Source organism: Faecalibacterium sp. Marseille-Q4164 (assembly GCF_017377545.1).
GTDB classification, from domain to species: domain Bacteria; phylum Bacillota; class Clostridia; order Oscillospirales; family Ruminococcaceae; genus Faecalibacterium; species Faecalibacterium duncaniae.
Genome location: NZ_JAFREJ010000005.1, coordinates 74953 through 100723, shown reverse-complemented (window position 1 = coordinate 100723; position 25771 = coordinate 74953). Strand labels below are relative to the sequence as shown.

30 protein-coding genes are annotated in these 25771 nt (G+C 58.2%); 7 read left to right on the top strand and 23 right to left on the bottom strand.

Annotated features, from left to right (window positions below):
• The first annotated feature begins 49 nt into the window (after positions 1–49).
• On the top strand, positions 50–1840 hold the full coding sequence (locus tag J3352_RS07490) for an ABC transporter ATP-binding protein (RefSeq protein ID WP_005934623.1): 1791 nt from the start codon (positions 50–52) through the stop codon (positions 1838–1840).
• Between the two features lie 13 nt (positions 1841–1853).
• Entirely contained in the window at positions 1854–2438 is a 585-nt protein-coding gene (locus J3352_RS07485; protein WP_098924203.1) for a sugar O-acetyltransferase, read from the top strand.
• 68 nt (positions 2439–2506) lie between these two features.
• Here J3352_RS07485 and J3352_RS07480 read toward each other — a convergent pair whose 3' ends face one another.
• The 16 genes from J3352_RS07480 to J3352_RS07405 all read right to left on the bottom strand — a co-directional run bounded on the left by J3352_RS07480 (position 2507) and on the right by J3352_RS07405 (position 11300).
• Entirely contained in the window at positions 2507–2950 is a 444-nt protein-coding gene (locus tag J3352_RS07480; protein WP_156066661.1) for a DUF6773 family protein, read from the bottom strand.
• Positions 2951–2953: 3 nt separating this feature from the next.
• Positions 2954–3151 carry a helix-turn-helix transcriptional regulator gene (locus J3352_RS07475; RefSeq protein ID WP_005934630.1) on the bottom strand — a complete coding sequence of 66 codons (198 nt, stop codon included), beginning with the start codon at positions 3149–3151 and terminating at the stop codon, positions 2954–2956.
• A 224-nt stretch (positions 3152–3375) separates the two neighbouring features.
• The gene (locus J3352_RS07470) at positions 3376–3621 is read right to left on the bottom strand and encodes a hypothetical protein (RefSeq protein WP_005934633.1); all 246 of its coding nucleotides are present in this window, start codon (positions 3619–3621) and stop codon (positions 3376–3378) included.
• A 180-nt stretch (positions 3622–3801) separates the two neighbouring features.
• Complete coding sequence (locus J3352_RS07465) at positions 3802–4239, bottom strand: GNAT family N-acetyltransferase (RefSeq protein ID WP_154277130.1); 438 nt, start codon at positions 4237–4239, stop codon at positions 3802–3804.
• An 81-nt stretch (positions 4240–4320) separates the two neighbouring features.
• Positions 4321–4506, bottom strand: a complete 186-nt coding sequence (locus J3352_RS07460) for a hypothetical protein (RefSeq protein ID WP_154277129.1) — start codon at positions 4504–4506, stop codon at positions 4321–4323.
• Positions 4499–5026, bottom strand: a complete 528-nt coding sequence (locus J3352_RS07455; protein ID WP_097773199.1) for a hypothetical protein — start codon at positions 5024–5026, stop codon at positions 4499–4501. The genes J3352_RS07460 and J3352_RS07455 overlap by 8 nt, the downstream gene beginning before the upstream one ends.
• A gap of 1 nt (position 5027) precedes the next feature.
• Complete coding sequence (locus tag J3352_RS07450) at positions 5028–5978, bottom strand: ROK family glucokinase (RefSeq protein WP_156066663.1); 951 nt, start codon at positions 5976–5978, stop codon at positions 5028–5030.
• A gap of 185 nt (positions 5979–6163) precedes the next feature.
• Positions 6164–6973, bottom strand: coding sequence for a twin-arginine translocase subunit TatC (gene tatC, locus J3352_RS07445; RefSeq protein WP_156066665.1), 810 nt, complete (start codon positions 6971–6973; stop codon positions 6164–6166).
• Positions 6974–6976: 3 nt separating this feature from the next.
• Positions 6977–7183, bottom strand: a complete 207-nt coding sequence (gene tatA, locus J3352_RS07440) for a twin-arginine translocase TatA/TatE family subunit (RefSeq protein ID WP_005934643.1) — start codon at positions 7181–7183, stop codon at positions 6977–6979.
• Positions 7184–7277: 94 nt separating this feature from the next.
• Positions 7278–7808, bottom strand: a complete 531-nt coding sequence (locus J3352_RS07435) for a twin-arginine translocase TatA/TatE family subunit (protein WP_156066667.1) — start codon at positions 7806–7808, stop codon at positions 7278–7280.
• A gap of 223 nt (positions 7809–8031) precedes the next feature.
• On the bottom strand, positions 8032–8916 hold the full coding sequence (locus J3352_RS07430) for a fumarylacetoacetate hydrolase family protein (RefSeq protein WP_156068758.1): 885 nt from the start codon (positions 8914–8916) through the stop codon (positions 8032–8034).
• A 15-nt stretch (positions 8917–8931) separates the two neighbouring features.
• A complete protein-coding gene (locus J3352_RS07425) occupies positions 8932–9483 on the bottom strand; it encodes a DJ-1 family glyoxalase III (protein ID WP_005934650.1) in 552 nt (183 codons plus the stop codon).
• Positions 9484–9555: 72 nt separating this feature from the next.
• On the bottom strand, positions 9556–9855 hold the full coding sequence (locus tag J3352_RS07420) for a YerC/YecD family TrpR-related protein (RefSeq protein WP_005934651.1): 300 nt from the start codon (positions 9853–9855) through the stop codon (positions 9556–9558).
• A 103-nt stretch (positions 9856–9958) separates the two neighbouring features.
• Positions 9959–10450 (bottom strand): GNAT family N-acetyltransferase, encoded by a 492-nt coding sequence (locus J3352_RS07415; protein WP_097773195.1) that lies wholly within the window; start codon positions 10448–10450, stop codon positions 9959–9961.
• A gap of 8 nt (positions 10451–10458) precedes the next feature.
• Positions 10459–10980 (bottom strand): nitroreductase, encoded by a 522-nt coding sequence (locus J3352_RS07410; protein WP_005934653.1) that lies wholly within the window; start codon positions 10978–10980, stop codon positions 10459–10461.
• Between the two features lie 137 nt (positions 10981–11117).
• On the bottom strand, positions 11118–11300 hold the full coding sequence (locus tag J3352_RS07405) for a hypothetical protein (protein ID WP_005934654.1): 183 nt from the start codon (positions 11298–11300) through the stop codon (positions 11118–11120).
• Positions 11301–11734: 434 nt separating this feature from the next.
• On the opposite strand from J3352_RS07405, the gene J3352_RS07400 reads away from it, so the two are divergent.
• The 3 genes from J3352_RS07400 to J3352_RS07390 all read left to right on the top strand — a co-directional run bounded on the left by J3352_RS07400 (position 11735) and on the right by J3352_RS07390 (position 13935).
• Positions 11735–12682, top strand: a complete 948-nt coding sequence (locus J3352_RS07400; protein ID WP_156066671.1) for a hypothetical protein — start codon at positions 11735–11737, stop codon at positions 12680–12682.
• 100 nt (positions 12683–12782) lie between these two features.
• Positions 12783–13370, top strand: a complete 588-nt coding sequence (locus tag J3352_RS07395; RefSeq protein WP_035394617.1) for an RICIN domain-containing protein — start codon at positions 12783–12785, stop codon at positions 13368–13370.
• Between the two features lie 76 nt (positions 13371–13446).
• On the top strand, positions 13447–13935 hold the full coding sequence (locus tag J3352_RS07390; RefSeq protein ID WP_156066673.1) for an 8-oxo-dGTP diphosphatase: 489 nt from the start codon (positions 13447–13449) through the stop codon (positions 13933–13935).
• A 103-nt stretch (positions 13936–14038) separates the two neighbouring features.
• On the opposite strand, the gene J3352_RS07385 is transcribed toward J3352_RS07390, so the two are convergent.
• Positions 14039–15097 carry a PTS transporter subunit IIC gene (locus J3352_RS07385; protein ID WP_156066675.1) on the bottom strand — a complete coding sequence of 353 codons (1059 nt, stop codon included), beginning with the start codon at positions 15095–15097 and terminating at the stop codon, positions 14039–14041.
• 363 nt (positions 15098–15460) lie between these two features.
• Here J3352_RS07385 and J3352_RS07380 point away from each other — a divergent pair, with 363 nt between their 5' ends.
• A complete protein-coding gene (locus tag J3352_RS07380; RefSeq protein WP_242699910.1) occupies positions 15461–16960 on the top strand; it encodes a glycoside hydrolase family 25 protein in 1500 nt (499 codons plus the stop codon).
• 68 nt (positions 16961–17028) lie between these two features.
• Here J3352_RS07380 and dnaJ read toward each other — a convergent pair whose 3' ends face one another.
• The 6 genes from dnaJ to J3352_RS07350 form a co-directional block, all read right to left on the bottom strand.
• Entirely contained in the window at positions 17029–18198 is a 1170-nt protein-coding gene (gene dnaJ, locus J3352_RS07375; protein ID WP_035394621.1) for a molecular chaperone DnaJ, read from the bottom strand.
• 116 nt (positions 18199–18314) lie between these two features.
• Positions 18315–20144, bottom strand: a complete 1830-nt coding sequence (gene dnaK, locus J3352_RS07370) for a molecular chaperone DnaK (RefSeq protein WP_005934665.1) — start codon at positions 20142–20144, stop codon at positions 18315–18317.
• Between the two features lie 102 nt (positions 20145–20246).
• Positions 20247–20876 (bottom strand): nucleotide exchange factor GrpE, encoded by a 630-nt coding sequence (grpE, locus tag J3352_RS07365; protein ID WP_117477060.1) that lies wholly within the window; start codon positions 20874–20876, stop codon positions 20247–20249.
• Positions 20873–21946: a heat-inducible transcriptional repressor HrcA gene (hrcA, locus tag J3352_RS07360; protein ID WP_097771359.1), complete on the bottom strand. Its 1074-nt coding sequence runs from the start codon at positions 21944–21946 to the stop codon at positions 20873–20875. Before hrcA ends, grpE begins: the two co-directional genes overlap by 4 nt.
• A 184-nt stretch (positions 21947–22130) precedes the next feature.
• Positions 22131–22673 (bottom strand): stage V sporulation T C-terminal domain-containing protein, encoded by a 543-nt coding sequence (locus J3352_RS07355; protein ID WP_005934668.1) that lies wholly within the window; start codon positions 22671–22673, stop codon positions 22131–22133.
• A gap of 89 nt (positions 22674–22762) precedes the next feature.
• Positions 22763–24238: a diguanylate cyclase domain-containing protein gene (locus tag J3352_RS07350; protein WP_197036538.1), complete on the bottom strand. Its 1476-nt coding sequence runs from the start codon at positions 24236–24238 to the stop codon at positions 22763–22765.
• A 223-nt stretch (positions 24239–24461) separates the two neighbouring features.
• On the opposite strand from J3352_RS07350, the gene J3352_RS07345 reads away from it, so the two are divergent.
• The gene (locus J3352_RS07345) at positions 24462–25745 is read left to right on the top strand and encodes an aminoacetone oxidase family FAD-binding enzyme (protein WP_156066679.1); all 1284 of its coding nucleotides are present in this window, start codon (positions 24462–24464) and stop codon (positions 25743–25745) included.
• The last annotated feature ends 26 nt before the right edge of the window (positions 25746–25771 follow it).

The window sequence follows — 25771 nt, the reverse complement described above, 5'->3', positions numbered from 1 at the left end:
TCCGTCATCGCTGACGCGCAGACTGAGAAGTTCAAATCAAGGAGGAACCATGGCAAAGCAAAACATCAAAGACCCCGGTGCGCATCACAACAGCAGCGGCGCGCTCATCCGCCGCTTTTTACCCTATCTGGCAAAGCACAAGGCAGTGCTCTTTCTCGACCTGTTCTGCGCCGCACTGACCACCCTGTGTGACATCTTCCTGCCCAAGATCATGAGCACCATCACCAACTCGGCCATGGGCGTGGGCATCACCCTGACCACCGGCATCGTGCTCAAGCTGGCGGGCATCTACTTTGTGCTCCGCATCATCGACGGTGCGGCCCAGTATTTCATGTCCGGCATCGGCCACATCATGGGCGTGCACATCGAGACCGACATGCGCCGGGATGCCTTCGACCACCTGCTGCTGCTCGACCACACCTATTACAATAACACCAAGGTCGGCACCATCATGGGCCGCATCACCAACGATCTGTTCGATGTGACCGAGTTTGCCCACCACTGCCCCGAGGAATTTTTCATCGCCTTTATCAAGATCCTGGCCTCCTTCATCATCCTGTGCCAGGCCAGCATCCCGCTGACGCTGGCGGTGTTCGCCTGCGTGCCCCTGATGGGCGTGGTTTCCGTTTACCTGAACGGTCGTCTGCGTGCCCGGTTCCGGCAGCAGCGCATCCAGATCGGTGAGCTGAACGCCACCATCGAGGACAGCCTGCTGGGGCAGGGCGTGGTAAAAGCCTTTGCCGCCGAGGAGCAGGAGCGCGCCAAGTTCGAGCAGGGCAACAAGGACTTTGAGCACATCAAAACGCTGGGCTACTACGCCATGGCTGCCTTCAACACCTCCACCCGCCTGTTCGACGGCCTGATGTATCTGGTGGTCATTCTGGCGGGCGGCCTGTCGCTGGTCAACGGCAAGATCACCGCCGGTGACCTGGTGGCCTACATGCTCTATGTCACCACCCTCATCGCTACCATCCGCCGCATCGTCGAGTTTGCCGAGCAGTTCCAGCGCGGCATGACCGGCATCGAGCGCTTTGCCGAGATCATGGACACCCCCGTGCCCATCCACGATGCTCCAGATGCCCGGCCCCTGCAGCCCGGCCCCGGTGCCATCCGCTTTGACGATGTCAGCTTTGAGTACCCGGACGACCACAACAAGGTGCTCCACCATGTCAGTCTGGACATCAAGGCAGGCGAGCGGCTGGCTCTGGTCGGACCCTCCGGCGGCGGCAAGACCACCCTGTGCAACCTCATCCCCCGCTTCTACGATGTGACCAGCGGCCACATCTACATCGATGGGCAGGACATCCAGCAGGTCACCCTCAAGAGCCTGCGCGAGGACATCGGCATCGTCCAGCAGGACGTGTATCTGTTCAGCGGCTCTGTGGCGGATAACATCGCCTACGGCAAGCCCGATGCCACCCGGGAGGAGATCATCGAAGCTGCCCGTCTGGCCGGTGCAGAGCGCTTTATCATGGCCCTGAAGGACGGCTTCGACACTTATGTCGGCGAGCGCGGTGTCAAGCTCTCGGGCGGCCAGAAGCAGCGCATCGCCATTGCCCGGGTGTTCCTGAAGAACCCGCCCATCCTGATCCTGGACGAAGCCACCAGTGCACTGGACAACGAGAGCGAGATCCTTGTGGGGCAGAGCCTGGAAAAGCTGGCCCATGGCCGCACCACCCTGACCATCGCCCACCGCCTGACCACCATCAAGAACTACGACCGTATTCTGGTGCTTGGCTCCGAGGGCATTGTGGAATCCGGCACTCACGAAGAGCTGCTGGCAAAGCAGGGCGTGTACTACCGCCTGTGGAACCAGCTGCCCGGCGAGGACACCTTATAACAGGAGAACGTTTATGACAGAACGTGAAAAATGGGAAGCAGGTCTCTGGTACGACGCAAACTACACCCCGGAGCTCTGTGCCGAACGAGAGAAAGCCGAGGAGCTCTACACCGAGTTCAACCAGACCCGCCCCTCTGAAAAAGCAAAGCGGGCAGAGCTTCTGCGTCAGCTGCTGCCCCACATGGAAGAACATGTGGTCATTCTGCCGCACCTGTATGTGGATTACGGCTATCACTGCTTCATCGGTGCGGGCACCTACATCAACCACGGTGCTTACCTGATGGACTGCGCAAAAATCACACTGGGCAGGCACTGCTTCATCGGCCCCAACTGCGGCATGTACACTGCCATCCACCCCATGCTGCCGGAAGAGCGCAACAGCGGCCTTGAGACCACAGCCCCCATCACACTGGGGGACAACGTCTGGCTGGGCGGTGATGTCACCATCCTGCCCGGGGTCACCATCGGCTCCAACACGGTCATCGGTGCAGGCAGCGTGGTCACAAAGGATATTCCCTCCGGCGTGGTGGCCGTGGGCAACCCCTGTAAGGTGCTGCGGCCTATCACCGAAAAAGACAGCATCCGGTATCAGAAATAATTGCAACAACAAAAAGCGGAACCGCTGAATTTTCAACGGTTCCGCTTTTTGTTGTGGAAAATCAGGTGTTATTTTTCTTCTGGCTCATCATCCAGCTTTTTCCGATTCTTCTGCGTCAGATGTGCACAGAATTGGAGCAGCGCAAAGCAGAGCAGACCTGTCGAAACACCAGTAAACGCAGCGCCCATCCAATAGCCATAGGTCAGGCCATGAAGTACCGTAACCGCCACAGCCGCCAGCAGAGAACAAACCGCATTGGCACCCATACTGGAAGAAAGATGGCGGTCCCACAGGCCATTCCGGACGCACTCTGCAACGGTGTAAACACATCCGGCCATAAAAACGACCCCTTCTCCGGTCGCTTTATCTGCATTGCCCGTCAGCTGCTGAATCACCATTGCGGCCAGCAGACCGCCCCACATCAGCCAGAAGCCACGCCTCTCAATTTTGGACATGGTCTGCTCCTGCATCTCATCCAGAACATTTTTCTTGCTGTACAGTGAAAATTTCATTTCTCATTCCTCCCAGAACAGTTCATCCAGTGTTTTTCCCAGAATTTTGCAGATGCTGCGGCAGAGATTGATGGTGGGGTTGTACTCGCCCTTTTCGATCGCGTTGATGGTCTGGCGCGAGACCCCAGCCGCTTCTGCCAATGCCCCCTGCGTCATATCTTTTTCCGCGCGGGCAGCTTTCAGTTTCAGATTCTTCGGCATCCTGTCACCTCGTCTCTTTCCTGTGAGGGTAAGCTCATTCCCTCTGGATACAGAATAGCACTCATCAGACATTATGTCAAGTATAATTTACTTTTTGTCTTGTATTTTATATTTCAAAAATAGAAAAAGCCCCGTGTCCGGCATATCGCACCGGCACGGGGCTTTGCAATGATTTCAGAAAAACGTTCCCGGCCTGAAGAGGTCACGCTTCCTTTGTTCTCTTTTTATACTGCTCGATGAATCCCAAAGAAGGGCTCTACTGTGGAGACAGATACTCCATTCATTTTCGCCTGCTTTATTCCATAATTTTTCCGCGCCACTGCTTCCACAAATGCACGGTCTTTTTCAGAGGCATTGTAGTAATCCACACCGAACCGCTTACAGGTTGTAAGCAGTTCATCCAACCACGACATGGTTTCATCAGACATTGGAGAAAAAACAATGTCGATATCCTTATCATATGGTTTCATTTGCTTTCCCCCTATTCTTCAAAAAGATACGATGAAAATATATCCTTGGCTGCCTGATCTGCAATCATAAATGTTCTCGGCCCGCCAGGATGTAAGGATGCAACCGGACGCGCTCCAAAATCCCGGAGATAGTGCTGTTCCAGTTCGTCCGTTTTTGCCTCAAAAATAACCACGGCAGATTTACAATCGTTTTTTCATCAGCTTCAGGTTCGTTGCTTCCGCCATCCCGAAGCCGCCGTAAAAGTGCATGTGGTGCGCATCATCCGGACAGACCAGTTCAATCATCTGTGCACCACGTTCCCACACACGCTGTTCCACTTCTTGGAGAAGCTGTCTGCCATACCCCTTGTTCTGATACTCCCCAAAAATCAGGATCTCGTCGAGATAATAGAATGTAAATTCATCGTAGCTTTCCAAAAAACCGATAACAAGCCCTGTTGGAATATCGTTGTCATCTTCTTGCATCAGGCAGAGGGAATCCTCCATCGTTACCATTTGATGGATTCGCTTATATGCCTTTTCATAGGTCCAGCACCCGCCAGAATGCTGGTTGTAGTGGTTCATATAAAGCGTTGCTGCTTTTTCAACATTTTCCTCTGTAATAGGGGTATAATTCATTGATTCAGCACCTTCTTCTTATAAAATAAAAATCCCCATGCCCACACGATTGAGATGCGGGCATGGGGCTCAACCATTTCATCAGGTCGCAGTTTTCTGCAAGTAAAACTCACTTTCTGCCACACGGGTCACAAAGTCGTATTCCAGACGGGTCGCTCTGGATGGATTGATATTGTACCTCTTACAAACTGTGCGGAAATAGGAAAAATATTCCCGATCTTCCTCATTCAGCGGTGTGACCCAGCTTCTTTCCATCGGTTCATTCATCTGCATTCACCTCGTATTCTGCAATCAATCTTTGTGCAGCATCTTCCCAGAGTACTAACCGGAATGGGTCATATCTCCCTACCGGACGTGCTCCAAATTCGTGAAGATAGTATTCCAGAAGAGTATCCGTTTTTGCTTTGAACAGTACCACGCCATCATAGCCATGATTGATAGATTCCTGTACTGCATATGCAAATAATGCCTTTGCAATTCCCTGATACTTCTTTTCCTGTCCATTCTGATGCAGAAGATTTGCATTGCTTTCCGGCTGACTTTCCAGATAGACAAGTTCTACTGCCAGAAATCGATCATCGCAGAAGTAAGACATCAAACCCAGCAATTCCTGTTCTTCTGTTTTCAGTGCAACACGATTCGGGAAATATGCAGTGTCCATCGTTTTCCAATTCGTCTGCCATCCCATGCTGGCAGTCTGCTGAAAATCCAGCTTTCCCGCCGCCACAACATGTACTGGCACTTTTGCACCATCCTGCAACCGGGTAACTTGCAGATTCAGCTTCATCTTATTCTCCCACGATGAGCCGCACGGCACCATAGATGCCGGCATCATTGCCGAGGGTAGCGGCAACGATGGGGGTCTCGCGGCAGGAGCTGAAGGCATAGGTCTTGAAATGCTCCCGCAGGGGGTTGAAGAGGACATCTCCGGCACGGGCGACACCGCCGCCCACCATGAACATCTCGGGGTCGGTGGTGGAGGCAATGGAGGCCAGCGCCATGCCCAGGATGTCGGTCATCTCATCCACCTCACGGGCGGCCAGTGCATCGCCTGCACGGGCGGCATCAAAGACATCCTTGGCGGCAAAGTCGGTGCCGCGCAGGGTGCAGGGGGTGTCCGGGTTCTCGTCCAGCAGCTTCTTCATGCAGCGGACCACGCCGGTGGCGCTGGAATACTGCTCCAGACAGCCGTGTTTGCCGCAGCCGCAGACCGCCGTCTCGTGGGGGTTGACGGTGATGTGGCCGATCTCGCCGCCTGCACCGTGTGCACCTTCGATGATCCTGCCGTTGACGATGACACCGCCGCCGACACCGGTGCCCAGCGTGACCATCACCGTGCTGCGGCAGCCCTTGGCACAGCCCATCCAGATCTCGCCCAGCGCGGCCACATCGGCATCGTTGCCCACCAGCACCTTGATGCCGTCCAGCAGGCCGGACAGCTGGATGGAGACGTTCCGCTCACCCCAGCCGCCGAGGTTGGCGCAGACAATGGGCACGATACGGCTGTCCAGCACAGGGCCGGGCACACCGACACCCACGCCCTCCACCTGCTCGGCAGTGATGCCGTTTTCCTGCATCTTGTCCTTCACAGCCTTGGCCAGGTTTCCAAGGATGTGTTCACCTGCATTGGAGGTGTCGGTGGGCACCTCCCACTTTTCCAGCAGAGCGCCCGCCGTGGTGAACAGGCCCACCTTGGCCGTGGTGCCGCCCAGGTCGATGCCGAATGCGTACTCTTTCATATTCATTTACCCCTTCTTTGCGGCGGTCAGACCGCCGGTTTTCTCATCGTTATCATTATAACATATCCATTTGCAAAAGACAGAGGCTGAAACAGGATTTATGCAAAAAGCCGAAAATTCGTTTCGATTTTTGGCAAAGCAAAAGGCCCTCCCGCAGTGGGAGGGCCGGAAAGCCTTGGGAGAACTTACTCCTCGTCAGAGGATTCCTCTTCGTCATCCTCATCCTCGTCGTCATCATCCGTCTTGGGCTTATAGAAAATGCCGCTGAGGAAGATGCTGATAAAGTACAGCAGGCACATGGGAACTGCCACGAAGCACTGCGACACGATATCGGGCGGGGTGATGATGGCTGCGACCAGGAAGATCAGGACAATGGCAACGCCGCGGCCCTTCTTCATGATCTCGGGGTTTGCAATGCCCATCTTGGCCAGAATGATGGTGACCAGAGGCATTTCAAACACACAGCCGAAGATGATGAACATGGTCAGGCAGAGGTTGATGTAGCTCTCGATGCTGATGGATGCCGTGATGTAATCGGTACCCTCCAGCGTGACGAGGAAGTTCAGCATGAACGGCAGGGTGACCTTGTAGGCGAACAGCACACCTACGCAGAACAGAGCCAGACCGAACAGCAGCACCAGCCGGAAGAAGAATCTCTCGCTCCGTTTCAGGCCGGGTTTTGCAAAGGCGTAGACCTGATACAGCGCCACCGGAATGGTCACGATCACCGCAGCGATCAGGGACACCCGGAAATACTGCATCAGCTTTTCCTGCGGGGCCAGGAACACGAAGGTGTAGTTCGCATTCATTGCCATGGCCGTCAGCAGGTCGATCAGCTTATCCGAAATTGCCAGGAAGCCGATCACGCCCACTACAAACACCGCCGCGCAGATGATCAGCCGGTTCCGCAGCTCTTTCAGATGTCCGGTCAGCGTCATGCTGCCGTCGTCCGACATGACTTCGGCTTTCTTTTTGCGCTTCACGTTGGTAGCCACAAATTACTCCTCGTCCTTCTTCTCAGCCTTTTCCTCGGTCTTGGTCTCGGCAGGCTTGGCGTCGCCGTTCTCATCCACGTCTTCCATACCTTCCTTAAAGTTCTTCATGGTCTTGCCGAACATCTTGCCCAGCTTCGGCAGGTTCTTGGGTCCAAAGATGACCAGAACGATGATCAGAACAATGATAAGCTCCTGAGGTCCGATTCTCATAATAATAATCTCCTTTTTACTCTTGCCGCGCCGCTCTGGCGGGCTGGATTCCAGTTTTTATCCTACAACCGCGGGCGCGGGTGTATCCATGTACTTAGACCTTTGCCTCTTCGGCAGGGGCAGCTTCCTCAGCGGGAACAGCCTCGGCAGGGGCTTCGTTTGCAGCGGGGGCCTCCTCGGGCTTTTCCTCTGCAGCAGGCTCTTCTGCCTTTTCCTCTGCCTTCACAGGCTCAGCGGCAGGCTCCTCAGCCTTGACGGGCTCTTCGGGCAGCTCCTCCACGGGTTCCTCCAGCTCGGCCACTTCCTCGACCTCTTCGGCCTTCTTGGCTTCTTCCTTGCTGGTCTTACCAATGTTGGTAAAGCTCTTGGTGACATCCTTCATGCTGTCGTCGATGTCCTTCTTGATGTCGGTCAGGGGAGCAACGGCTTCCTTGATGGGGGCCTGGATCTCGTTCAGGGGCTCCACCACATTCTTCTGGATCTCCTCGGAAGCGGCACCGGTGTACTTCTTCAGCTCCCGCAGCATCTTGCCGAGCTTGCGGGCGTACTCGGGCAGCTTATCGGGGCCGATGACCACGAAGGCCACGATGGCCACCAGGATCAGCTCTGTAAAACCAATTTTCATAGTGTTCCAATTCCTTTCCTCTCACACAACAGGCATCCTTTGCGGCCTGCCGTGCTGTTACTGCACAGGGGATGCGGCGCGGTGTGCGCCTTTGTTGCCCTATGTATACCGGAAGTGTGTGAACTTCAAATGAACTTATTTTGAACAGTATATGAACAAGAGCAATTTCATGTTCATTTATATAACAGTTCATATACTCTTCCAAAGATATTACATTTTGGAATCACTTGACCGGATTGGTCAGCGTACCAATACCCTCGATCTCGCACCGCACCACATCTCCGGGCTTGAGGAACTGCGGCGGGTCCATGCCCATGCCCACACCCGCCGGGGTACCGGTGGCAATGATGGTGCCCGCTTTCAGGGTCATGCCCTGCGAAAGCCCGGCAATGACATGGTCGATGTCAAAGATCTGCAGGGCCGTATTGGAATCCTGCCGCTTTTCGCCGTTGACAAAGCTGCGAATGCCCAGCCTGGGCGGGTAGTCGGCAAAGGCATCTGCCGTGACGATGCAGGGCCCGATTGGGGTAAAGCCGTCCAGACTCTTGCCAAAGTACCACTGTTTATGCGCCGTCTGCACATCCCGGGCCGAGACATCGTTCAGGATGGTATAGCCGAAGATGTAGTCCCGGGTCTGACCGGCGGGCACATCCCTGGCATCCCTGCCCAGCACCACAGCCAGCTCACACTCATAATCCAGCTTTTTCACCAGATCGGTGTGGGCCTCGATGGGGCCGCCGTCCGGCACGGCGCGGGTCACGCGCTTGGAAAAGTAGATGGCATCCTCGTGCTTGGTGGCAAAGGCAGCGGCAGAGTATTTCTCCGCCTCATCGGAGTGGGCCATATAATTGATGCCCAGGCAGATAATATCCTGCGCCGGGGCCGGGATGGGGCTTTCCAGCGTGACGGCCTCCACAGGCAGAGCGGGAATGCCCGCAATGGCCAGCGACAGCCCATACCGCACCTGCGGGGTCAGAAACGGGATGGCCTCGCTCAGGGTCTCATAACTCAGGCCCAGCCAGCTCAGCGGCCAGACCTGCCGCCCATCCTCCGATAAAATCGCCGGGTCTTCCACGCCGTCCGGCAAACGACAGGTAATAAAGCGCATACCGCATCCCCTTTCTCAGTGCCGATACGCAATGGCGTTCCGGATACGCTCCGCCTCTGCCTGACCGGCCAGCTGGCGCACCAGTTCCAGTGCAAAGGGGATGGCACCGCCCAGCCCATAGCTGGTGGTGATGTTGCCATCCACCACGACCTCTTCATCGTGGACGATGGCACCGGCCAGCTGATCCTGGAAGCCAGCGTGGGCGGTGGCGTTCCTGCCCTCCAGCAGGCCAAGAGAGGCCAGGATGCTGGGGGCGGCACAGATGGCGGCCACCTTCCGGCCCGCCTTGGCAAAGGCGGCACAGGTCTCGGTGACCGTCTTGTTGGCGGCAAGGTTGGGTGTGCCCGGGATCCCGCCGGGCAAAACGACCATGTCCACATCGGAATAATCCACTTCCTCGGCCAGCGCATCGGCGGTCAGGTGGATCTTATGGCTGCTCACCAGCTCCCTGCGGCCCATGGCAGAGGCCACGATGACCTCCACCTTGGCGCGGCGCAGCAGGTCTACCACCAGCAGGGCTTCACACTCCTCGGTGCCATCGGCAAAAAATACAACTGCCTTACTCATCTTTACAGACTCCCTTCTAAAAAAGCGCACCGCAGGGCGGGTGCTCCCCTGCCCCGCGGCGCGCGGTCCGTGTTATTCTTCGGCGGGCTGTTCCGCCTTTTCTTCCAGCAGGCGGCGCAGCACACTGTCATCCTTGCTGATGACCCGGCTCACCCGGCTGATGATGGCGCTGGACGCACCAATGTTGCCCATGATGCTGGTATAGCTCTGCTTGTTGACCAGCTTTTCCGCGATGTTATACCGCTGCTCCATTGCACTGAGCTCGGCGTAGCTGCACACATCCTGTAAAAAGCGGTAGCACTCCTCAGGCGTTTTCAGCTCCAGCAATGCAGAATACAGGCCGGACTCTCCGGTGGGATGATCTTTTGCCATGGCTTGTTCCTCCCCTATCGTTCAGGTTGGGTCTGGCCCGCGCGGGGCACTTCAATACACTACTTTATTGTAGTGCAAACGCGGCAAAAAATCAACGGGAAATTTACAGCATTTTTTCCAGCGTGGTCAGCTGCATGGAAATGCCCGCAGCTTCTGCCTCGGCGGGGCCCAGCACGCGGTAGCCCTTGGTCTTGAAGAACTGCAGCACCGGCAGGCACTTGGTGTGCACCTCGCAGTACAGGCGGCCCCGGCCCTCACCCCGGGCCAGACGCTCGCAGGTAGCCAGGATATCCCGGCCCAGTGCCTTGCCCCGGTACTCGGGCTTGAGGTAGAGGTGGAGCAGGTGCAGGGCCGTGTTCTCCATCTTCCAGGCAAAGTAGCCGATGGTCTTGCCGCCCAGCACCACGAGGAAATAGTTCACATCGTTGTCGATATCCGCCTCAATGGCATCGGCGCTCTGCAGCGTTTCCACCAGCGTGTCCAGCTGCTTTGCAGGGTAATAGCGCTTGTAGACCTCGTGCCAGATCTCACTGGCAAGGTCAGCGTTGGCGTGAATGTATTTGGCCTTTGCGACCAGCTTGTAATCGGGTTTCATAGTGCTCCTTATGCGTATACGATATAATCCGGCTTGCGGGGGGCGGCTGGGCGGGGTTCCTCTGCCGGGTAGCCCAGAATGCAGTGGCCCACGCCGATATAGTCCCCCTCAATGCCCCACTTTTTCAGCAGGGCCTTGCCCTCTTCGGTCTCGAACTCTTCCTTTGCGCGGTTGATCCAGCAGCTGCCCAGCCCGATGGCGGCAGCAGCGTTCATCAGGTTGCCCATCACAAGGCTGCCGTCCTGCACGCCACAGCGGGCGTTGGCATCGGCCAGCACCACCAGAATGGTGGGGGCACCGTACATGGGGTCGCCCGTGTTGCCCATCACGGCAGCATTCATCCGGGTGAGCTGGGCGCGGGTCTCAGCATCCTGCACCACCACGATCTTTGCGCTCTGGCGGTTCATAGCGCTGGGGGCAAAGGTGCCTGCACGCAGAACGGCTTCCAGCTCCTCTTTCGTGATCTGCTCCGGCTTGTAGGCGCGGCAGCTGCGGCGGGTCTCAAGGGTATGTAAGGTCTCATTGGTCATAGCAATTTCCCTCCCTAAAAGTTCTGGTGTTATTGTACCATACAACGCCGTAAAGTGCAAAACAAAAAGGCGGCTGCGCCTTCCTTTTTGAAAGCGCAGCCGCCTGATTGCTCTTCGTTGGTTTGGAACGAGATGTTTTACAGCGCGGTCTTGATGTTGTGATGCGTGGAGCTGTAACGAACAACTGCTTCCATCAGGGCAACGGGCCACAGAATGACCTTACCCAGGATCTCGGCCGGCTTGACATCCACCGTATCCATGCTGTTGATGCCGAACAGAACCAGACAAGCAATGCCGCAACCCAGAATGTAATAGTACATAAGTCAAACCTCCTATATTTTTCTCACAGGCTTACGCCTGAAGCTCAAGTGTCGGCGGGGCGCTTTCCGCTCTCCGCATTCTTACTATACCGCAGTTTTGATATAAAGTCAATATCCAAAAACGTGAAACAAATTAAAGCTTCTTTTGAAAGGTGTTTTGCTCATGTAAATAAAGTGGTGAAGTTCGCTTTGCTTTATAAATGTAAAGTCAGTGTCCTGAATTGGCCGTGAGCCGGAAACAAATTATTCATATTCTGCCCTGAAAGAGGCCGAAAACGGTCGTTTTGTACTTGTAAGAAAAACAGGAAATGGTGCACAAAGCTCCATCTGCAATTTTGTGCAGAGCGCCCTGCAATAACAGCTGTTTTTCATACGTTTACAGGTTAAGGAAAGACGTGTCAGAATTTTTTGTTTTTTGAAGTGAGGACACCGCCATGAAGAAAATTTTTCGCAAAAAAATTTTTGCTTTTTTCCTCTCGGCCCTGCTGGTGCTGGCCCTTTCCCTGCCCGTTTTTGCGGACATGGGCCCCAAGCCCTCGGTCACGCTCAAGCTCTATTACACACCGGGCCAGCGCTATGCGGTCACCCTGCTGGGCAATACGGCCCTCAACGGCCCCTGGACCGCCCCGGCAGACTACCGGGAGCGGATGGGTTCCCGCGAGGCCTGGGAGGCCTTCCGGAACTACCCCGCTCCGGAGGGCTACTACTTTCTGGGCTATTTTCAGGAATACCCCGGCGATGCCGATGCAGAGTTCGTCTGGAGCTACTACCCGCCCAACAAGTTCTATGTTCTGCTCTATAATATAGAGACCTGTACATTCTACCGCAGCGAGGAGCCGGTGGAGCGCTATGCCTTTTCCAGCGAGTGGCAGGTGCTTCTCGATTCCCAAGACGGCCTGCGGGTCTACCACAACCGCAACGATTCCGACATCCTTTCCTCCTTTGCCGCCCGGGTGCTCATCACCCTGATTTTAGAGCTGACGTGGGGCATCCTGCTTTTCGGGCTGCGCGGCCCTGCCCAGCGCACTCTCATCGGCAAGGTCAACCTTGCCACGCAGATCATCCTGAACCTCGGGCTGTGCTATGGCACGCTCTATCTCGGGCCGATGTGGGGCAATTTCCTTTATTTTGCACTGGAGGTGCTGGTGTTCTCCGTGGAAGCCTTTGTCTACAACCGGTATCTGCCCTGGCCGGAGGGCAAAAAGCCTCACCCCATCCTCTATGCGCTGACCGCCAATCTCCTTTCCTTCGGCATCGGGCTGGAATTGAACACCCACTGCACCAACACGCAGATCCGGCTGATCGGGCTTGTCTGTCTGGTGCTGTGGTACGCCGGGCCGTGGCTCTGTCGAAAGCTGCAGAAAGTGCAAAATGCACAATAAAAAGAAAAATATTCGTCAAGAATCAATCTTGTTGCGCACCGGGAAATCCGCTATAATAGAAGCGTCAAACCAGATTTTACCGGAAAGGAGACACGGACGTATGGCAAAAGCATCTCAGGTCGTTTTACTGGAAAATGAGTTTTACCTCATCAAGGCACCCAATGGGAAGGTGTTGGAGATCAAGAACTTCAACACGGAGAACGGCGCGGCCATCCGTCTGTGGGACTACGCCGGGCATCCGTGGCAGCAGTGGCAGTTCGTGGACGCTGGCGAGGGACGCTGGCGGATCAGGAACCGCTTTACAGGCAAGTTCATCGATCTGGCCCTGGGTGGTGTGGTCGAGGGCACCTGGCTGCACCAGTGGGGCCGCACCAGCGGGCTGAGCCAGTGCTGGGAGCTGGAGTCCACCCGGAACGGCCGCACCCGCATCCGCAACGTGCTGGCCGACAAGTACATCGACCTTGTGGGCATGAACACCTCCAACGGTGCACAGGCCCAGATCTGGAATTACGTCTCGGGCGGCAATCAGGAATGGAATCTGGTGCGCGTTGACCCCGACACCGCGCAGACCAACGCCCGTGCCGAGGAAAAGCGGGACCCGGAGCCCACGCCCTCCCAGCGCAAGCACCAGAATGATCTGGTGCGGAAGCTGAACAACGCCGGAAAAGGCCGGGCCGCACGGAAATAAGAAACGATAAAAGCGTCCCACAGGGGGCTCCCTGTGGGACGCTTTTTGTAATGCTGACAGAAACGGAGAATTGCTGATGGATCCCAAATTTCCCATGCGCAACACCACCCTGTGCTATCTGGAACAGGATAATGCCTACCTGATGCTCCACCGCGTGACCAAGAACAACGACCTGAACCACGACAAATGGATCGGTGTGGGCGGCAAGTTTGAGCCGTTTGAAAGCCCGGAGGACTGCCTGCTGCGGGAAGTGCAGGAGGAGACCGGCCTCACCCTGACCTCCTACCGCTGCCGGGGCGTAGTGACCTTTCTTCTGGGCGAGCTGACCGAATACATGTTCCTTTACACCGCCGATGCCTGGACGGGCACACTGGTAAAGGATGCCGCCCGGAACGAGGGCATTCTGGAATGGGTGCCCAAGGAGCAGGTGGAGCAGCTTCCCATCTGGGAGGGCGACAAGATCTTCTTCCGCCTGCTCGAGGAGGACAGACCCTTTTTCTCGCTCAAACTCCGATATGAAGATGATACGCTGGCTGAAGCCGTGTTGGACGGGAAACCTTTATAACTCCCTCAGTCACGGCTTTGCCGTGCCAGCTCCCTCGGAGAGGGAGCCTTTTAGCCTCCCTCATTGAGGGAGGTGGCATCGCGTAAGCGATGACGGAGGGAGTTTAATTCAGCTTCAGATCGCCGTCTTTGATCCAGCCCAGCTTGCGCTCGATCTCGCAGAAGAGAACGCTCAGGACAGCGGGCAGAACAAAGCAGATCAGGGCCATGGCAGCCCAGTCCATGGGGGTGATGGCGGCCTTGGTGCCGGCGGCGATATCGTTCACCCAGCCGGTGTACACGCCGATCTGGCCCACCAGACCGCAGGTGCCCATGCCGGAGGAGACCGCCGCGCCGTTCATCTCAAAGTGGAACAGGCAGGTCGCCAGCGGGCCGGTGATGGCCGAGGCCAGCGTGGGGGCGATCCAGATGCGTGGGTTCCTGATGATATTGCCCATCTGGAGCATACTGGTGCCCAGGCCCTGGCTGACCAGGCCGCCCACACCGTTCTCCTTATAGCTCATCACGGCAAAGCCGACCATCTGGGCGCAGCAGCCTGCCACAGCAGCGCCGCCCGCCAGACCAGTCAGGCCCAGAGCCGCGCAGATGGCGGCAGAGGAGATGGGCAGAGTCAGCGCCACACCCACGATGACAGACACCAGAATGCCCATGACCAGCGGGGCCTGCTCAGTGGCCCACATGATCAGGGTGCCCACCTGGCTGGCGGCAGCACCGATGGGAGCCGCGATGAGCATGGAAAGGCCCACGCCCACAAAAATGGTCACCAGCGGGGTGACAAGGATATCGATCTTGGTCTCTTTGCTCACGGCCTTGCCCATCTCAGCAGCCACAATGGCAATGATCAGGACAGCCAGCGGGCCGCCTGCACCGCCCAGCGCATTGGCCGAGTAGCCCACGGTGATCAGGCTGAACAGCACCAGCGGGGGGCAGTGCAGTGCCCAGCCGATGGCGCAGGCCATGGCCGGACCGCTCATGGCCGAGGCATAGCCGCCCAGATCGACCAGCACCTCCAGCCCGGTCTGCTGGCCCAGCGTTTTGATGATGGTGCCGATCAGCAGGCTGGCGAACAGGCCCTGTGCCATGGCGCCCAGAGCCTCGATGAGATAACGCTGCGGAGTGATAACGATATCCTTCCGCTTCAAAAAGTCCTTTACACTTGACATAGACTCTTCCTAACCTTTCTCTCCCGGCCCATTGCGCGGGAGCTTTCCGTGTCAAGTATCATACCATACACCTGTCAAGACAGCAAGAGGAGGCCGCGTTTTTCGTCCAAAGCGACAAATTTCACAGCTTTGGATGCAATGATTCTGCCTTCCTGCTCGTTTTTACTGTGGAGCGTGTTTTTCTTTCCGTTTTTTCTGCCTGACGCGATGCCGGAGCACAGCGAACTGATTGACGGCGACACGGGTTTGGGTGTATACTGGGAGAGTAAAAATAGCTTTATCCGCAATTATGCGAGACTATATTGGCGGGCCGGTGCAGTTCGTGTATCCTGCCCGGTCCAGCTTGGAGGCAGAGCAAGCGGCATGAAACCAACATCTTTCAAAAAATCAAGCAAGAACGGCACCGGCCGCAGCATCGGCCAGGCTGTTGCGTGCCTTGTGATGGCGGCAGCCATCACCATTGGCGGTGCGGGCACCACCTTCCTGCTGGCATCCCAGCCTGCGGGCCTGACGGTCGAGCCCGCCGCCCTGCAGACTGAGGGCAGAGTCACCCTGCCCAAATTCGATCATAAGAGTGACAGGAGCGAGACAAAGGCCGAGAGCACCCAGCCGGAGGAGAGCGCTTCTTCTCAGGAGCAGGCCGCAGCCAGCACCCCTGCAGCACCCGTGACCAAGGCGGAGAACACCGCCGCCGCCCCGGCAGAGAGCACCGCCCCCGCTGCGGAGCCCGCTGTGCAGCCGGAGGCTGTCCCCGCCGACCCCATGGCCGGGGATGCTTCAGAGATCGAGAACGAAAACTCCTTCCCCCACTTCCTGACAGAGACCGAGGCGCTGGCCGCCGAGGACCCGATGGCCGCTCCTGAAGAGACCGCCATCCTGCCCGAAACGGAGGAGACCGCCCCTGTAGCCGAGGAAGCGCCTGCCGCTTCCGAGAACGGCGCGGATGTGCTGGCCGAGGCCCAGATCAAGGATATCAACGGCACCGTTCTGCTGACCCCCGAGGAGATCCGGGAGGCACTGGACAGCGGCACGCTGGACGAAGAGAGCATCGACCCCACCTGCCTGACCGGTGAAAACGGCCTGCTGCAGTGGCTGTGGGAATTCTTCTTCGGCAAGGATGAGGAAGAAACGCCCCAGTATTCCGGTTGGCGCACCGAAAACGGCAAGACCTATTATTACGATCAGAACACCCACCAGCCCGTCACCGGCATCCAGAGCATCGACAACAAGCTCTATTATTTTGATGCCTCCGGCGTGCAGCAGCCTGCCACCTTCGGCATCGATGTTTCCAAGTACCAGAGCAGCATCGATTGGGACAAGGTGAAAACGGCAGGTGTGGAGTTTGCCATCATCCGTATCGGCTACCGCGGCTACGGCTCCGGTGCGCTGGTGCAGGACCCCAAGTTTGAGGAGCACTTCACCAACGCCCGCAACGCCGGGCTGCGGGTAGGCATCTACTGCTTCAGCCAGGCTGTCAACGAGAACGAGGCCCGCGAGGAGGCACAGGCCTGCGTCTATGTGCTGAATGGCCGCCAGCTCGATTACCCCATCTACTTTGATACCGAGGCTTCCGGTGCAGGCAATGGCCGTGCCGATGGTCTGGGCGTGGAAGACCGTACCAAGTGTGCTGTAGCTTTCTGCGAAGAGGTCAAGGCACTGGGCTACAAACCCGGCGTGTACGCCTCCACCACCTGGTTCCGCAAGCGGCTGGATATGAGCCAGCTGTCCAACTACTACATCTGGAACGCCCACTACAACGTGGCCTCCAGCCCCATTGCCTGCAACATGTGGCAGGGCACCTGCACCGCCCGCATCCCCGGCTACGGCGGCCAGCTGGATGTCAACATCAGCTATATGGGCTGATCTGACGGCAAACAAAAAGAGCGAAGATTCAACCGAATCTTCGCTCTTTTTTGATGCGACTTATGTTTTTAAGCAAACATATCCTTCAGCTTCTTGAAGAAGCCCTTGCGCTTTTCGTAGTTCTCCTCTTTCAGGGTGCCCTCAAACTTCTTCAGGGCATCCCGCTGGGCCTTGTTCAGCTTCTTGGGGATCTCCACCTCGCACTTGACGTACATATCGCCCCGGCCGCGGCCGTTCAGATACTGGATGCCCTTGCCGCGCAGACGGAAGGTGGTGCCGCTCTGGGTGCCTTCGGGCACGGTGTACTCCACCTTGCCGTCAATGGAAGGCACGGTGATGCTGTCGCCCAGAACCGCCTGGCTGTAGGTAATGGGCACCGTGACCCAGACATCATAGCCGTCACGCTGGAACACCTCGCTGGGCCGGACCGTGACCATCACGATCACATCACCGGCAGGGCCGCCGTTGGCACCGGCATCGCCCATGCCGCGCAGTGCAAAGCTCTGATCGTCGTCGATGCCCATGGGGATGGACACCTCCAGCGTCTTCCTGGCGGCAGTTTTTCCGCTGCCGTGGCAGACCTTGCAGGGGTTCTTGACCAGCTTGCCCTTGCCGCCGCAGCGGGAGCAGGGCTGCTGGGTCTGCATCACGCCAAAGGGGGTGCGCTGCTGCCGGATGACATAGCCGCGGCCGCCGCAGTCCGGGCAGGTCTCGGGGCTGCTGCCGGCGGCGCAGCCGCTGCCATGGCACTCCGTGCACTCCTGCTGGCGGGTGATGGTGATGTTCTTCTTGCAGCCATGCACGGCCTCATCAAAGCTCAGGGTGATCCGCACACGGATATCCTGACCCTTGCGGGGGGCGTTGGGGTTTGCCTGACGGGCAGAGCCGCCAAAGCCGCCGAAACCGCCGCCAAAGATATCACCGAAGATATCGCCCAGATCGACCCCATCGCCGCCAAAGCCGCTGAAGCCGCCCGCGCCGCCGCCATTCTGGGCTGCATAGCTGGGATCAACACCGGCAAAGCCGTACTGATCGTACAGCTGGCGCTTCTTCGGGTCCGAAAGCACCTCGTTGGCTTCATTGACTTCCTTGAACTTTTCCTCGGCATCCTTATCGCCGGGGTTGTAGTCCGGGTGGTACTTCATGGCCAGCTTGCGGTAAGCCTTTTTGATCTCCGCATCGGTGGCCGTTTTGGATACTCCCAGCACTTCGTAGTAATCGCGCTTTTCCTGTGCCATAACCATACCTCTATAAAACCAGCAAAGGCCGCCCCGGCAAAACCGGAGCGGCTTTTGCTTTTATCCGGCACGCCTGCCCGCCGGTTTGGCCGGGCATCTGCCGTTTGTGTCAGAACTTAGACTTCCTTGAAGTCAGCGTCCACAACGCCGTCATCGTTGGGCTTCTGCTGGTTGTTTGCGCCAGCATCGGGGCCGGGCTGTGCGCCTGCAGCCTGCTGGGCAGCAGCGGCAGCCTGATACATCTTCTCAAAGACATGGCTCAGCTCATCCTGCTTTGCCTTGATCTCATCGATGGAGCCAGACTGAACAGCGGTCTTGAGGTCGGCCAGCTTTGCCTCAGCTTCGCTCTTCACGTCAGCGGGCATCTTGTCGCCGTTCTCCTTCAGCATCTTCTCAGTCTGGAACACCATCTGATCAGCGCCGTTGCGGATATCGACCTCTTCACGCTTCTTCTTATCATCGGCAGCAAACTGCTCAGCTTCCTTCACAGCCTTGTCGATATCTTCCTTGGACATATTGGTGGAAGCGGTGATGGTGATGTTCTGCTCCTTGCCGGTGCCCAGATCCTTCGCGCTGACCTTCACGATGCCGTTTGCATCGATATCGAAGGTGACTTCGATCTGAGGCACACCACGGGGAGCCGGAGCAATGCCATCCAGGTGGAACACACCCAGGCTCTTGTTGTCGCGGGCAAACTCACGCTCGCCCTGCAGAACGTTGATCTCAACAGAGGGCTGGTTATCAGCGGCAGTGGAGAACACCTGGCTCTTGTGAGTGGGGATGGTGGTGTTGCGGTCGATGATCTTGGTGCACACGCCGCCCAGGGTCTCAATGCCCAAGCTCAGCGGGGTGACATCCAGCAGCAGCAGGCCCTTGACATCGCCCTGCAGAACGCCGCCCTGGATGGCAGCGCCCACAGCCACGCACTCATCGGGGTTGATGCCCTTGAAGGGCTCGCAGTTCAGTTCCTTCTTGACTGCATCGTAGACAGCGGGGATACGGGTGGAACCACCGACCATCAGGACCTTCTTCAGGTCAGAGGGACGCAGGCCTGCATCCTGCAGAGCCTTGCGGACAGGGGTCATGGTGCGGTCAACCAGATCAGCGGTCAGCTCATTGAACTTTGCGCGGGTCAGGGTCATATCCAGATGCTTGGGGCCGGTAGCGTCGGCAGTGATGAAGGGCAGGTTGATCTGGCTGCTCATTGCGCTGGACAGCTCGATCTTTGCCTTTTCAGCAGCTTCCTTCAAGCGCTGTGCGGCCATCTTATCCTTGCGCAGGTCGATGCCGTTCTCGTTCTGGAACGCATCTGCCATCCAGTCGATGATGCGCTGGTCGAAGTCATCGCCGCCCAGGTGGGTATCACCGTTGGTGGCCAGAACCTCGGTCACGCCGTCGCCCATCTCGATGATGGAGACATCAAAGGTGCCGCCGCCCAGGTCGTAGACCATGATCTTCTGGTCCTCTTCCTTATCGATGCCGTATGCCAGAGATGCGGCAGTGGGCTCGTTGATGATACGCTTGACGTTCAGGCCGGCAATGGTGCCTGCGTCCTTGGTTGCCTGACGCTGGCTGTCGTTGAAGTATGCAGGAACGGTGATGACTGCATCGGTGACAGTCTCGCCCAGATAAGCCTCAGCATCTGCCTTCAGCTTCTGCAGGATCATAGCGCTGACCTGCTGGGGAGTGTACTCCTTGCCGTTCAGGGTCACCTTGTGGTCGGTGCCCATATAACGCTTGATGGAAGCCACCGTGTTCTCAGGGTTGGTGATGGCCTGGCGCTTTGCGACCTGACCCACCAGACGGTCGCCGGTCTTGGTGAAGCCGACAACAGACGGGGTGGTGCGTGCACCCTCAGAGTTTGCGATAACAACGGGCTCGCCGCCCTCCATAACAGCCACGCAGCTGTTGGTAGTACCAAGGTCGATACCAATGATCTTACTCATAATGAAAGCTCCTCTCAAATTCAGAACGTTTTTTGTTTATATGATGCTCAAATGTTACCAAGCGGATGTTATATTTGAAAACCCTTGCGGGGTCTTGCAAAATCACTCTGCCACAACAACGGTGGCATGGCGGACGATCTTATCGCCCAGCTTGTAGCCCTTCTGGTAAACCGTGATCACGGTGCCGCTCTCCTGCCCATCGGGGGCGGGGATCTGCTGCACGGCATTCATAAAGTTGGGATCAAAGGGCTTGCCCAGCGCCTCGATCTCCTCCACATGGAGAGCATTCAGCGCCTTGGCGGCTTTGTCCAGCGTCATGGTCACGCCCTTCTTGTAATTCTCGTCGGTGGTGGGGGCGTTGGCCGCCATCTCCAGCGTATCCAGAATGGGGATGATCTGGTTCACGGCAAAGGACACGCCGTCGTTGAACTTCTGGTCAGCCTCACGGGTGGAGCGCTTGCGGTAGTTCTCATACTCAGCGGCCATCCGCAGCAGCTGATCCTTGGCCTGATTGGCATTCTTCTCAGCCGCGTCCAGCTTTGCCTTCACAGCCTCCAGCTCCCGGGCCTTCTTGTTGAAGAAGCCATCCTTTTTCTTGGGGTCTGCCGCTTCAGCGTTCGTCTCGGGAGCCGCTGCCTGCTCAGGTGCAGTTTCCGGGGCGGCCTGCTCGGCGGTGTTGGGCTCCACGGCAGGTTCTTCTGCCTGCGGGGTCTTTTTTGTTTCTTCGCTCATTCCAGGTCCTCCTTATAGATCACAGTCCGCCGGGGTGCGGCTGCCTGCGGGGTATCTTTTCGTTTGCCGCTCATTCCTTCGCCAAGCTGATCGGCAAAGGTGTGGAGCAGCGGCATCAGCTTCTGGAAGGGCATCCGGGTGGGGCCGATGAGGGCCACGGAGCCCCAGAGGCCTCCGCCCACCAGATACCGGTCACTCACGATGCACAGGCCGGGGATCTGAGGTTCCAGATCCTCGCCCAGCAGGATGCTTTCGCTCTGCTCTGCCGGGGGTGCAATGAGGGCGGCGGCCTGCTCTTCGTCGTTCAGCAGGCTCAGGATGCTGCCCACCTTGCCGTCCAGCTGGGGCCAGTCCAGCAGGTACTGCTCACCACCCAGATACACATGGGGCTGGGTGGAATCCTGCAGGATGGCGGCGGCGGCGCTGATCACCGGCACCAGCTCCGGGCTGATCTGGCTGCACAGCTCTGCAAGGAGCCGGGGCGACAGATCAACAGGAGCCACAAAGGTCAGGTTCCGGTTGAGCAGGGCGGCAAGCGCCGCTGCATTTTCCCGGGAAAGACCGGTGCGGACCCGCGCCACACGGGTGCGGACATAACCGGCAGTGGTCACAGCCAGCACCGCTGCGGCGCTGCGGCCCACCTGCACCACCTCGTAGTGGGCGATGCAGAGATCCTCAGCACAGGGGGTGCTGACGGCGGCGGTGCAGCCGCTGATGGCGGCCAGCGCCTTGGCGGCACCCTGTGCCAGCTTTTCCGGCTCGTGGTCAAGGCTTGCGAACACCGCGTCCACACGGGCGCGGGTCACACGGTCCAGCGGCTGGTCATCGGTGAGAAGATGATCCAGATAATAACGGTAGCCCTTGGCACTGGGGACACGGCCTGCGCTGGTGTGGGGCTGCTCCAGCAGACCCAGCTTGGTCAGCGCGGCCATCTCGTTGCGCAGCGTGGCACTGGAAACTGCCATATCAAAGTAGTTTGCCAGCACACTGCTGCCCACGGGCTCGCCCTCGAGGCCATACAGCGCAACGATCGCCTGCAAGACACGCTGTTTGCGTGCATCCATCGTCATAGCGCCTGCCTCCTTCGTTCGCTTTTTGTTCTTTAGCACTCCTTCTTCCTGAGTGCTAAGACCATTATATCCAATTTTGCGGCGCTGTCAATAGCTTCTCAGAAAAGTTTTGAAAGATTCATAATTCTGTCATAAAGGCCGCACAAAAAAGAGCCGCCCTGCGGCGGCTCTCCTATATAATAGATCATTCCTCCATCTGCTTTGCCAGAAATGCCGCCGCCACGTTCACCGCCTTGAGCTGGGCGGCATCGGGCTGGGCAGTGCGGTCCTCCGTAAGCAGGCCCACACTGCCGGTGACATCCCCCGCCGCAATGATGGGCACAGCGCACAGCAGCGCCCGGGGTGAGCCCTCACAGGGCAGCAATGCCTTTTCGGGGCTGCCATCGCTCTGGTAGGGCTTGCGGCTGTCCATCAGCTTTTCCAGCGGCTGGCTCACGCTGCGGTCTGCCAGATCCCGCCTGCCCGCACCGGATGCCGCCAGAATGCGGTCCCGGTCTGAGACAAAGGCCGTCAGGGCAAAGCACTTGCTCAGCACATCCACATACTGGGCCGTCACCCCGCTCAGTTCCCCCATGGGCGAATACTTTTTGAAGATGACCTCGCCATCCCCTGTTGTGAAGATCTCCAGCGGGTCTCCCCTGCGGATGCGCTGGGTGCGGCGGATCTCCTTGGGGATGACCACCCGCCCCAGCTCGTCGATGCGGCGCACGATGCCGGTTGCTTTCATAAGGTTCCCTTCCTTTCCATGTTCCGGTTTTGCTTCCAGATTTCTGTGAAGTATGGTTATTCTGTGGAAACAGGAAGGGAATTATTCATTCAGCTCCGGCCGGAGCGCTGCTTATCCTCATACATCCGGTGGTCGGCCAGGATGCGGATGGCACGCACATCGTCGCTGTCGCAGGGGTAGACCGCACAGCCGCAGCTGGTGCCGACCTGCACCTCTGCATCCTTCAGGCGGTAAGGCTCCCGGATGGCTGCCTTGATCTTTTCCACCCGGCTCTTGCAGAACCCCTCCGTTACGGCTCCGTTGACGATGAGGGCGAACTCATCCCCGCCGATGCGGAACACCGCATCGCTCTCCCGCACGCAGCCCCGCAGGCGGCTGGCCACCTCCTTGAGCAGCTGGTCGCCCACATCGTGGCCGTAACGGTCGTTCACAGGCTTGAAACGGTCAAGGTCGAGGTAGAACAGGACAAACGGTGTCCTGTTCAGCTCGTTTTCTTTCAACAATGCGTCAAAATAGCGTTCATTATACAGTCCGGTCAGGCCGTCGGTGTTGGCCAGGTCCTCCATCTGCTGGCGGGCCTCCCCTTCCTGCCGGAGGGCGCGCTCCTTTTCCTCCACGCGCAGGCGGGCATCGATGCGGACACCGTGCACCAGCACGATGCCTGCGCAGAAGAACAGCCCAGCCAGCAGCAGGATGGTGGCGTTCTGGATCTTCCGCATTCCACTGTCCACCACGTCACGGCCGACGATGCCCACAATAGACAGATCCTGAAAGCCCACAGGCTGGTAGACCAGATAATAGCTCTTGCCCTCAAGCCAGTAGGAAAGGCTGCCGCTGCGGCCCTCTGCCACGTCCTGCCGGGCCCGGGTCAGTGTGCCCGCATCCACCTGCGCATGCTTCTGCAGGTAGTCGAACAGGTTGTCCATCCAGTCCTCGATCTCGCTCTTGGGCTCCTCCGAGAGCATCACATCGCCATCGGGATGGATGATGTAGCAGTCGCTCTGGCCGCCGTAAGCACTGCCGCCGATCAATTCCTCTATGGTCTTATTCCGATAGCTCACGGCAAGGCTGGTGTAGGTGGTGCCGTCGATCTCCACCGGCGCAATGGGCGCAGAGTATACCACCCGGCGCTCCCCGCTCCGCATGATGTAGCTGGACACCGTAGGCTTGCCGGTGCGGTACATCTCCTCAAAGGCCGTCCAGAGGTGATCCACTTTTTCATGCTTGCCCCGGATGCTCCAATATTCGCAGTTTTCATTGAACAGATACACGCTGCTGTACCGCCAGATCTCCCGCTCGGCCTCATAGCTGCGCAGGCGTTCCTCCGCCAGGCCCTCCTCATTGGCAGCCTGCAGGCTCTTGCCCCACTCGTTCAGCATGTTCCAGTTGCTCCGGCTGAAGATGGTAAACGCCTTATCCACCTGCTCATAGGTCTCCAGCAGGTTGCGGGTGCCTTCGTCATAGAACTGCTGCCGGATGTACAGGATGTACCAGCACAGACCTGTCACCACGACCATCGCCAGCAGCAGCGCAGCTGCCGTCCATCTTTCTTTTTTCTTCCACATATTCAGCTTCTCCTCAGCAGAGTCCCAACTCTCTGCCCTTTTCCGGCTGCATTTCCACAGCCTGCGAAACCACGCAATTCCGTCGAATCAACACTACCAAATTCTGCTTTTTCTGTCAAGGCTTTCGCCAAAGATTATTCGCTGCAAATTTGGGGCATTCTTCTATCCTTTTGCTGCTGTGTATGTTATAATAAAATGTATGGATTTCTGAGGGGGTGCTCTTATGCAGCAGATCGTGATATTGGGCGGCGGTGCAGCGGGCCTTGCCGCCGCATTGGCCGCCGCCCAGTCTGCCCCGGCAGGGGCAGTGCGGGTGACGGTGCTGGACCGCAACCCCAGGTGCGGCAAAAAGCTGTTGGCCACCGGCAACGGCCGCTGCAATTTGGACAACACCGGCATTGCACCGGAGCAGTATTTCACCGCTGACCCCGCCGCCCTGCGGCCCCTGCTGGCCGCGGTGGATGCCGCCGCACCGCTGGAATGGTTCGCGGCGCTGGGCCTGTACACCCGCACCGATGAGGCCGGGCGGGTGTACCCCTACTCCAACCAGGCCGCAGACGTGCTGGCCCTGCTGGAAGGCCACCTTGCCCGGCTGGGCGTGGAGGTGCGCACCGGCTGCACTGTGCAGACCCTGAGCCAGAACCGCAGCGGCTATACCATCCTGTGTGAGAATGCCGAGGGTCAGGACCAGACCCTGCGGGCCGATGCCGTCATCTGCGCCATGGGCGGCAATGCCGGGCCGCAGTTCGGCACCGACGGCTTCGGCACCCGATTCGCCGCCCAGTGCGGCGGAAAGCTGGAGCCGCTGTACCCCTGCCTGACCGCCCTGCAGACAGCAAAGCCCAACCGATCTCTGGCCGGCATCCGGGCCAAGGCCGCTGCCACCCTGCTGGACCTCGACCGCCACTGCACCGTGGCTGTGGAAAACGGCGAGGTGCAGTTCACGGACTACGGGCTTTCGGGCATCTGCATCATGCAGCTGTCCGGCCATCTGGCCCCGGGGCGGGGGCCAAAGCGCCCGGCTGTGGAGCTGGACCTCTTCCCCATGCTGGACGAGACTGCCCTGACCGCCCTGTTTGCGGCCCGGGTGCCCCTGCTGCCGGGCAAGGCACCTGCGGATTTCTGGACAGGTCTGCTCAATCCCAAGCTGGGCCGCGCCCTGTGGGCAGCGGCAAAGCTGCCTGAAAAACCGGTGGACACCCTGCCGGATGCCGCCTGGCAGGTGCTGGCCAACGCGGCCAAGCACTGGCTGTTCGAGGGCCTGACCCCCTGCGGCTGGAAGCAGGCCCAGACCACCGGCGGCGGCCTGAGCCTGACCGAAGTGACCCCCAGCTTCCAGTTCAAGGGCTGCCCCGGCCTTTACTTTGTGGGTGAAACGCTGGACTGCGCCGGCAGCTGCGGCGGCTTCAACCTGCACTGGGCCTTTGGCAGCGGCATCGCCGCCGGGCGTGACGCGGTGCGGAGCCTGAAGCGGCCTGCCCCGAAGCCGAATAAAAAGAAGCGATAAAGAATGACCCTCTCCATCCCGCATCT

What these genes read in the sequence shown, in the direction of transcription:
- J3352_RS07470 (WP_005934633.1), bottom strand. Translation starts at nt 3,621, where the DNA reads ATGAAACCATATGATAAGGATATCGACATTGTTTTTTCTCCAATGTCT.
- J3352_RS07455 (WP_097773199.1), bottom strand. Translation starts at nt 5,026, where the DNA reads ATGAAGCTGAATCTGCAAGTTACCCGGTTGCAGGATGGTGCAAAAGTG.
- hrcA (WP_097771359.1), bottom strand. Translation starts at nt 21,946, where the DNA reads ATGACGATGGATGCACGCAAACAGCGTGTCTTGCAGGCGATCGTTGCG.
- J3352_RS07460 (WP_154277129.1), bottom strand. Translation starts at nt 4,506, where the DNA reads ATGAATGAACCGATGGAAAGAAGCTGGGTCACACCGCTGAATGAGGAA.
- J3352_RS07420 (WP_005934651.1), bottom strand. Translation starts at nt 9,855, where the DNA reads ATGGCAAAAGATCATCCCACCGGAGAGTCCGGCCTGTATTCTGCATTG.
- J3352_RS07345 (WP_156066679.1), top strand. Translation starts at nt 24,462, where the DNA reads ATGCAGCAGATCGTGATATTGGGCGGCGGTGCAGCGGGCCTTGCCGCC.
- J3352_RS07410 (WP_005934653.1), bottom strand. Translation starts at nt 10,980, where the DNA reads ATGACCAATGAGACCTTACATACCCTTGAGACCCGCCGCAGCTGCCGC.
- J3352_RS07430 (WP_156068758.1), bottom strand. Translation starts at nt 8,916, where the DNA reads ATGCGCTTTATTACCTGTCGTTTGCCGGACGGCGTGGAAGACCCGGCG.
- J3352_RS07355 (WP_005934668.1), bottom strand. Translation starts at nt 22,673, where the DNA reads ATGAAAGCAACCGGCATCGTGCGCCGCATCGACGAGCTGGGGCGGGTG.
- J3352_RS07395 (WP_035394617.1), top strand. Translation starts at nt 12,783, where the DNA reads ATGGCAAAAGCATCTCAGGTCGTTTTACTGGAAAATGAGTTTTACCTC.
- J3352_RS07380 (WP_242699910.1), top strand. Translation starts at nt 15,461, where the DNA reads ATGAAACCAACATCTTTCAAAAAATCAAGCAAGAACGGCACCGGCCGC.
- J3352_RS07425 (WP_005934650.1), bottom strand. Translation starts at nt 9,483, where the DNA reads ATGAGTAAGGCAGTTGTATTTTTTGCCGATGGCACCGAGGAGTGTGAA.
- J3352_RS07350 (WP_197036538.1), bottom strand. Translation starts at nt 24,238, where the DNA reads ATGTGGAAGAAAAAAGAAAGATGGACGGCAGCTGCGCTGCTGCTGGCG.
- J3352_RS07490 (WP_005934623.1), top strand. Translation starts at nt 50, where the DNA reads ATGGCAAAGCAAAACATCAAAGACCCCGGTGCGCATCACAACAGCAGC.
- J3352_RS07485 (WP_098924203.1), top strand. Translation starts at nt 1,854, where the DNA reads ATGACAGAACGTGAAAAATGGGAAGCAGGTCTCTGGTACGACGCAAAC.
- J3352_RS07475 (WP_005934630.1), bottom strand. Translation starts at nt 3,151, where the DNA reads ATGCCGAAGAATCTGAAACTGAAAGCTGCCCGCGCGGAAAAAGATATG.
- dnaJ (WP_035394621.1), bottom strand. Translation starts at nt 18,198, where the DNA reads ATGGCACAGGAAAAGCGCGATTACTACGAAGTGCTGGGAGTATCCAAA.
- grpE (WP_117477060.1), bottom strand. Translation starts at nt 20,876, where the DNA reads ATGAGCGAAGAAACAAAAAAGACCCCGCAGGCAGAAGAACCTGCCGTG.
- dnaK (WP_005934665.1), bottom strand. Translation starts at nt 20,144, where the DNA reads ATGAGTAAGATCATTGGTATCGACCTTGGTACTACCAACAGCTGCGTG.
- tatA (WP_005934643.1), bottom strand. Translation starts at nt 7,183, where the DNA reads ATGAGAATCGGACCTCAGGAGCTTATCATTGTTCTGATCATCGTTCTG.
- J3352_RS07405 (WP_005934654.1), bottom strand. Translation starts at nt 11,300, where the DNA reads ATGTACTATTACATTCTGGGTTGCGGCATTGCTTGTCTGGTTCTGTTC.
- J3352_RS07435 (WP_156066667.1), bottom strand. Translation starts at nt 7,808, where the DNA reads ATGAAAATTGGTTTTACAGAGCTGATCCTGGTGGCCATCGTGGCCTTC.
- J3352_RS07400 (WP_156066671.1), top strand. Translation starts at nt 11,735, where the DNA reads ATGAAGAAAATTTTTCGCAAAAAAATTTTTGCTTTTTTCCTCTCGGCC.
- J3352_RS07465 (WP_154277130.1), bottom strand. Translation starts at nt 4,239, where the DNA reads ATGAATTATACCCCTATTACAGAGGAAAATGTTGAAAAAGCAGCAACG.
- J3352_RS07480 (WP_156066661.1), bottom strand. Translation starts at nt 2,950, where the DNA reads ATGAAATTTTCACTGTACAGCAAGAAAAATGTTCTGGATGAGATGCAG.
- J3352_RS07390 (WP_156066673.1), top strand. Translation starts at nt 13,447, where the DNA reads ATGGATCCCAAATTTCCCATGCGCAACACCACCCTGTGCTATCTGGAA.
- J3352_RS07450 (WP_156066663.1), bottom strand. Translation starts at nt 5,978, where the DNA reads ATGAAAGAGTACGCATTCGGCATCGACCTGGGCGGCACCACGGCCAAG.
- J3352_RS07415 (WP_097773195.1), bottom strand. Translation starts at nt 10,450, where the DNA reads ATGAAACCCGATTACAAGCTGGTCGCAAAGGCCAAATACATTCACGCC.
- J3352_RS07385 (WP_156066675.1), bottom strand. Translation starts at nt 15,097, where the DNA reads ATGTCAAGTGTAAAGGACTTTTTGAAGCGGAAGGATATCGTTATCACT.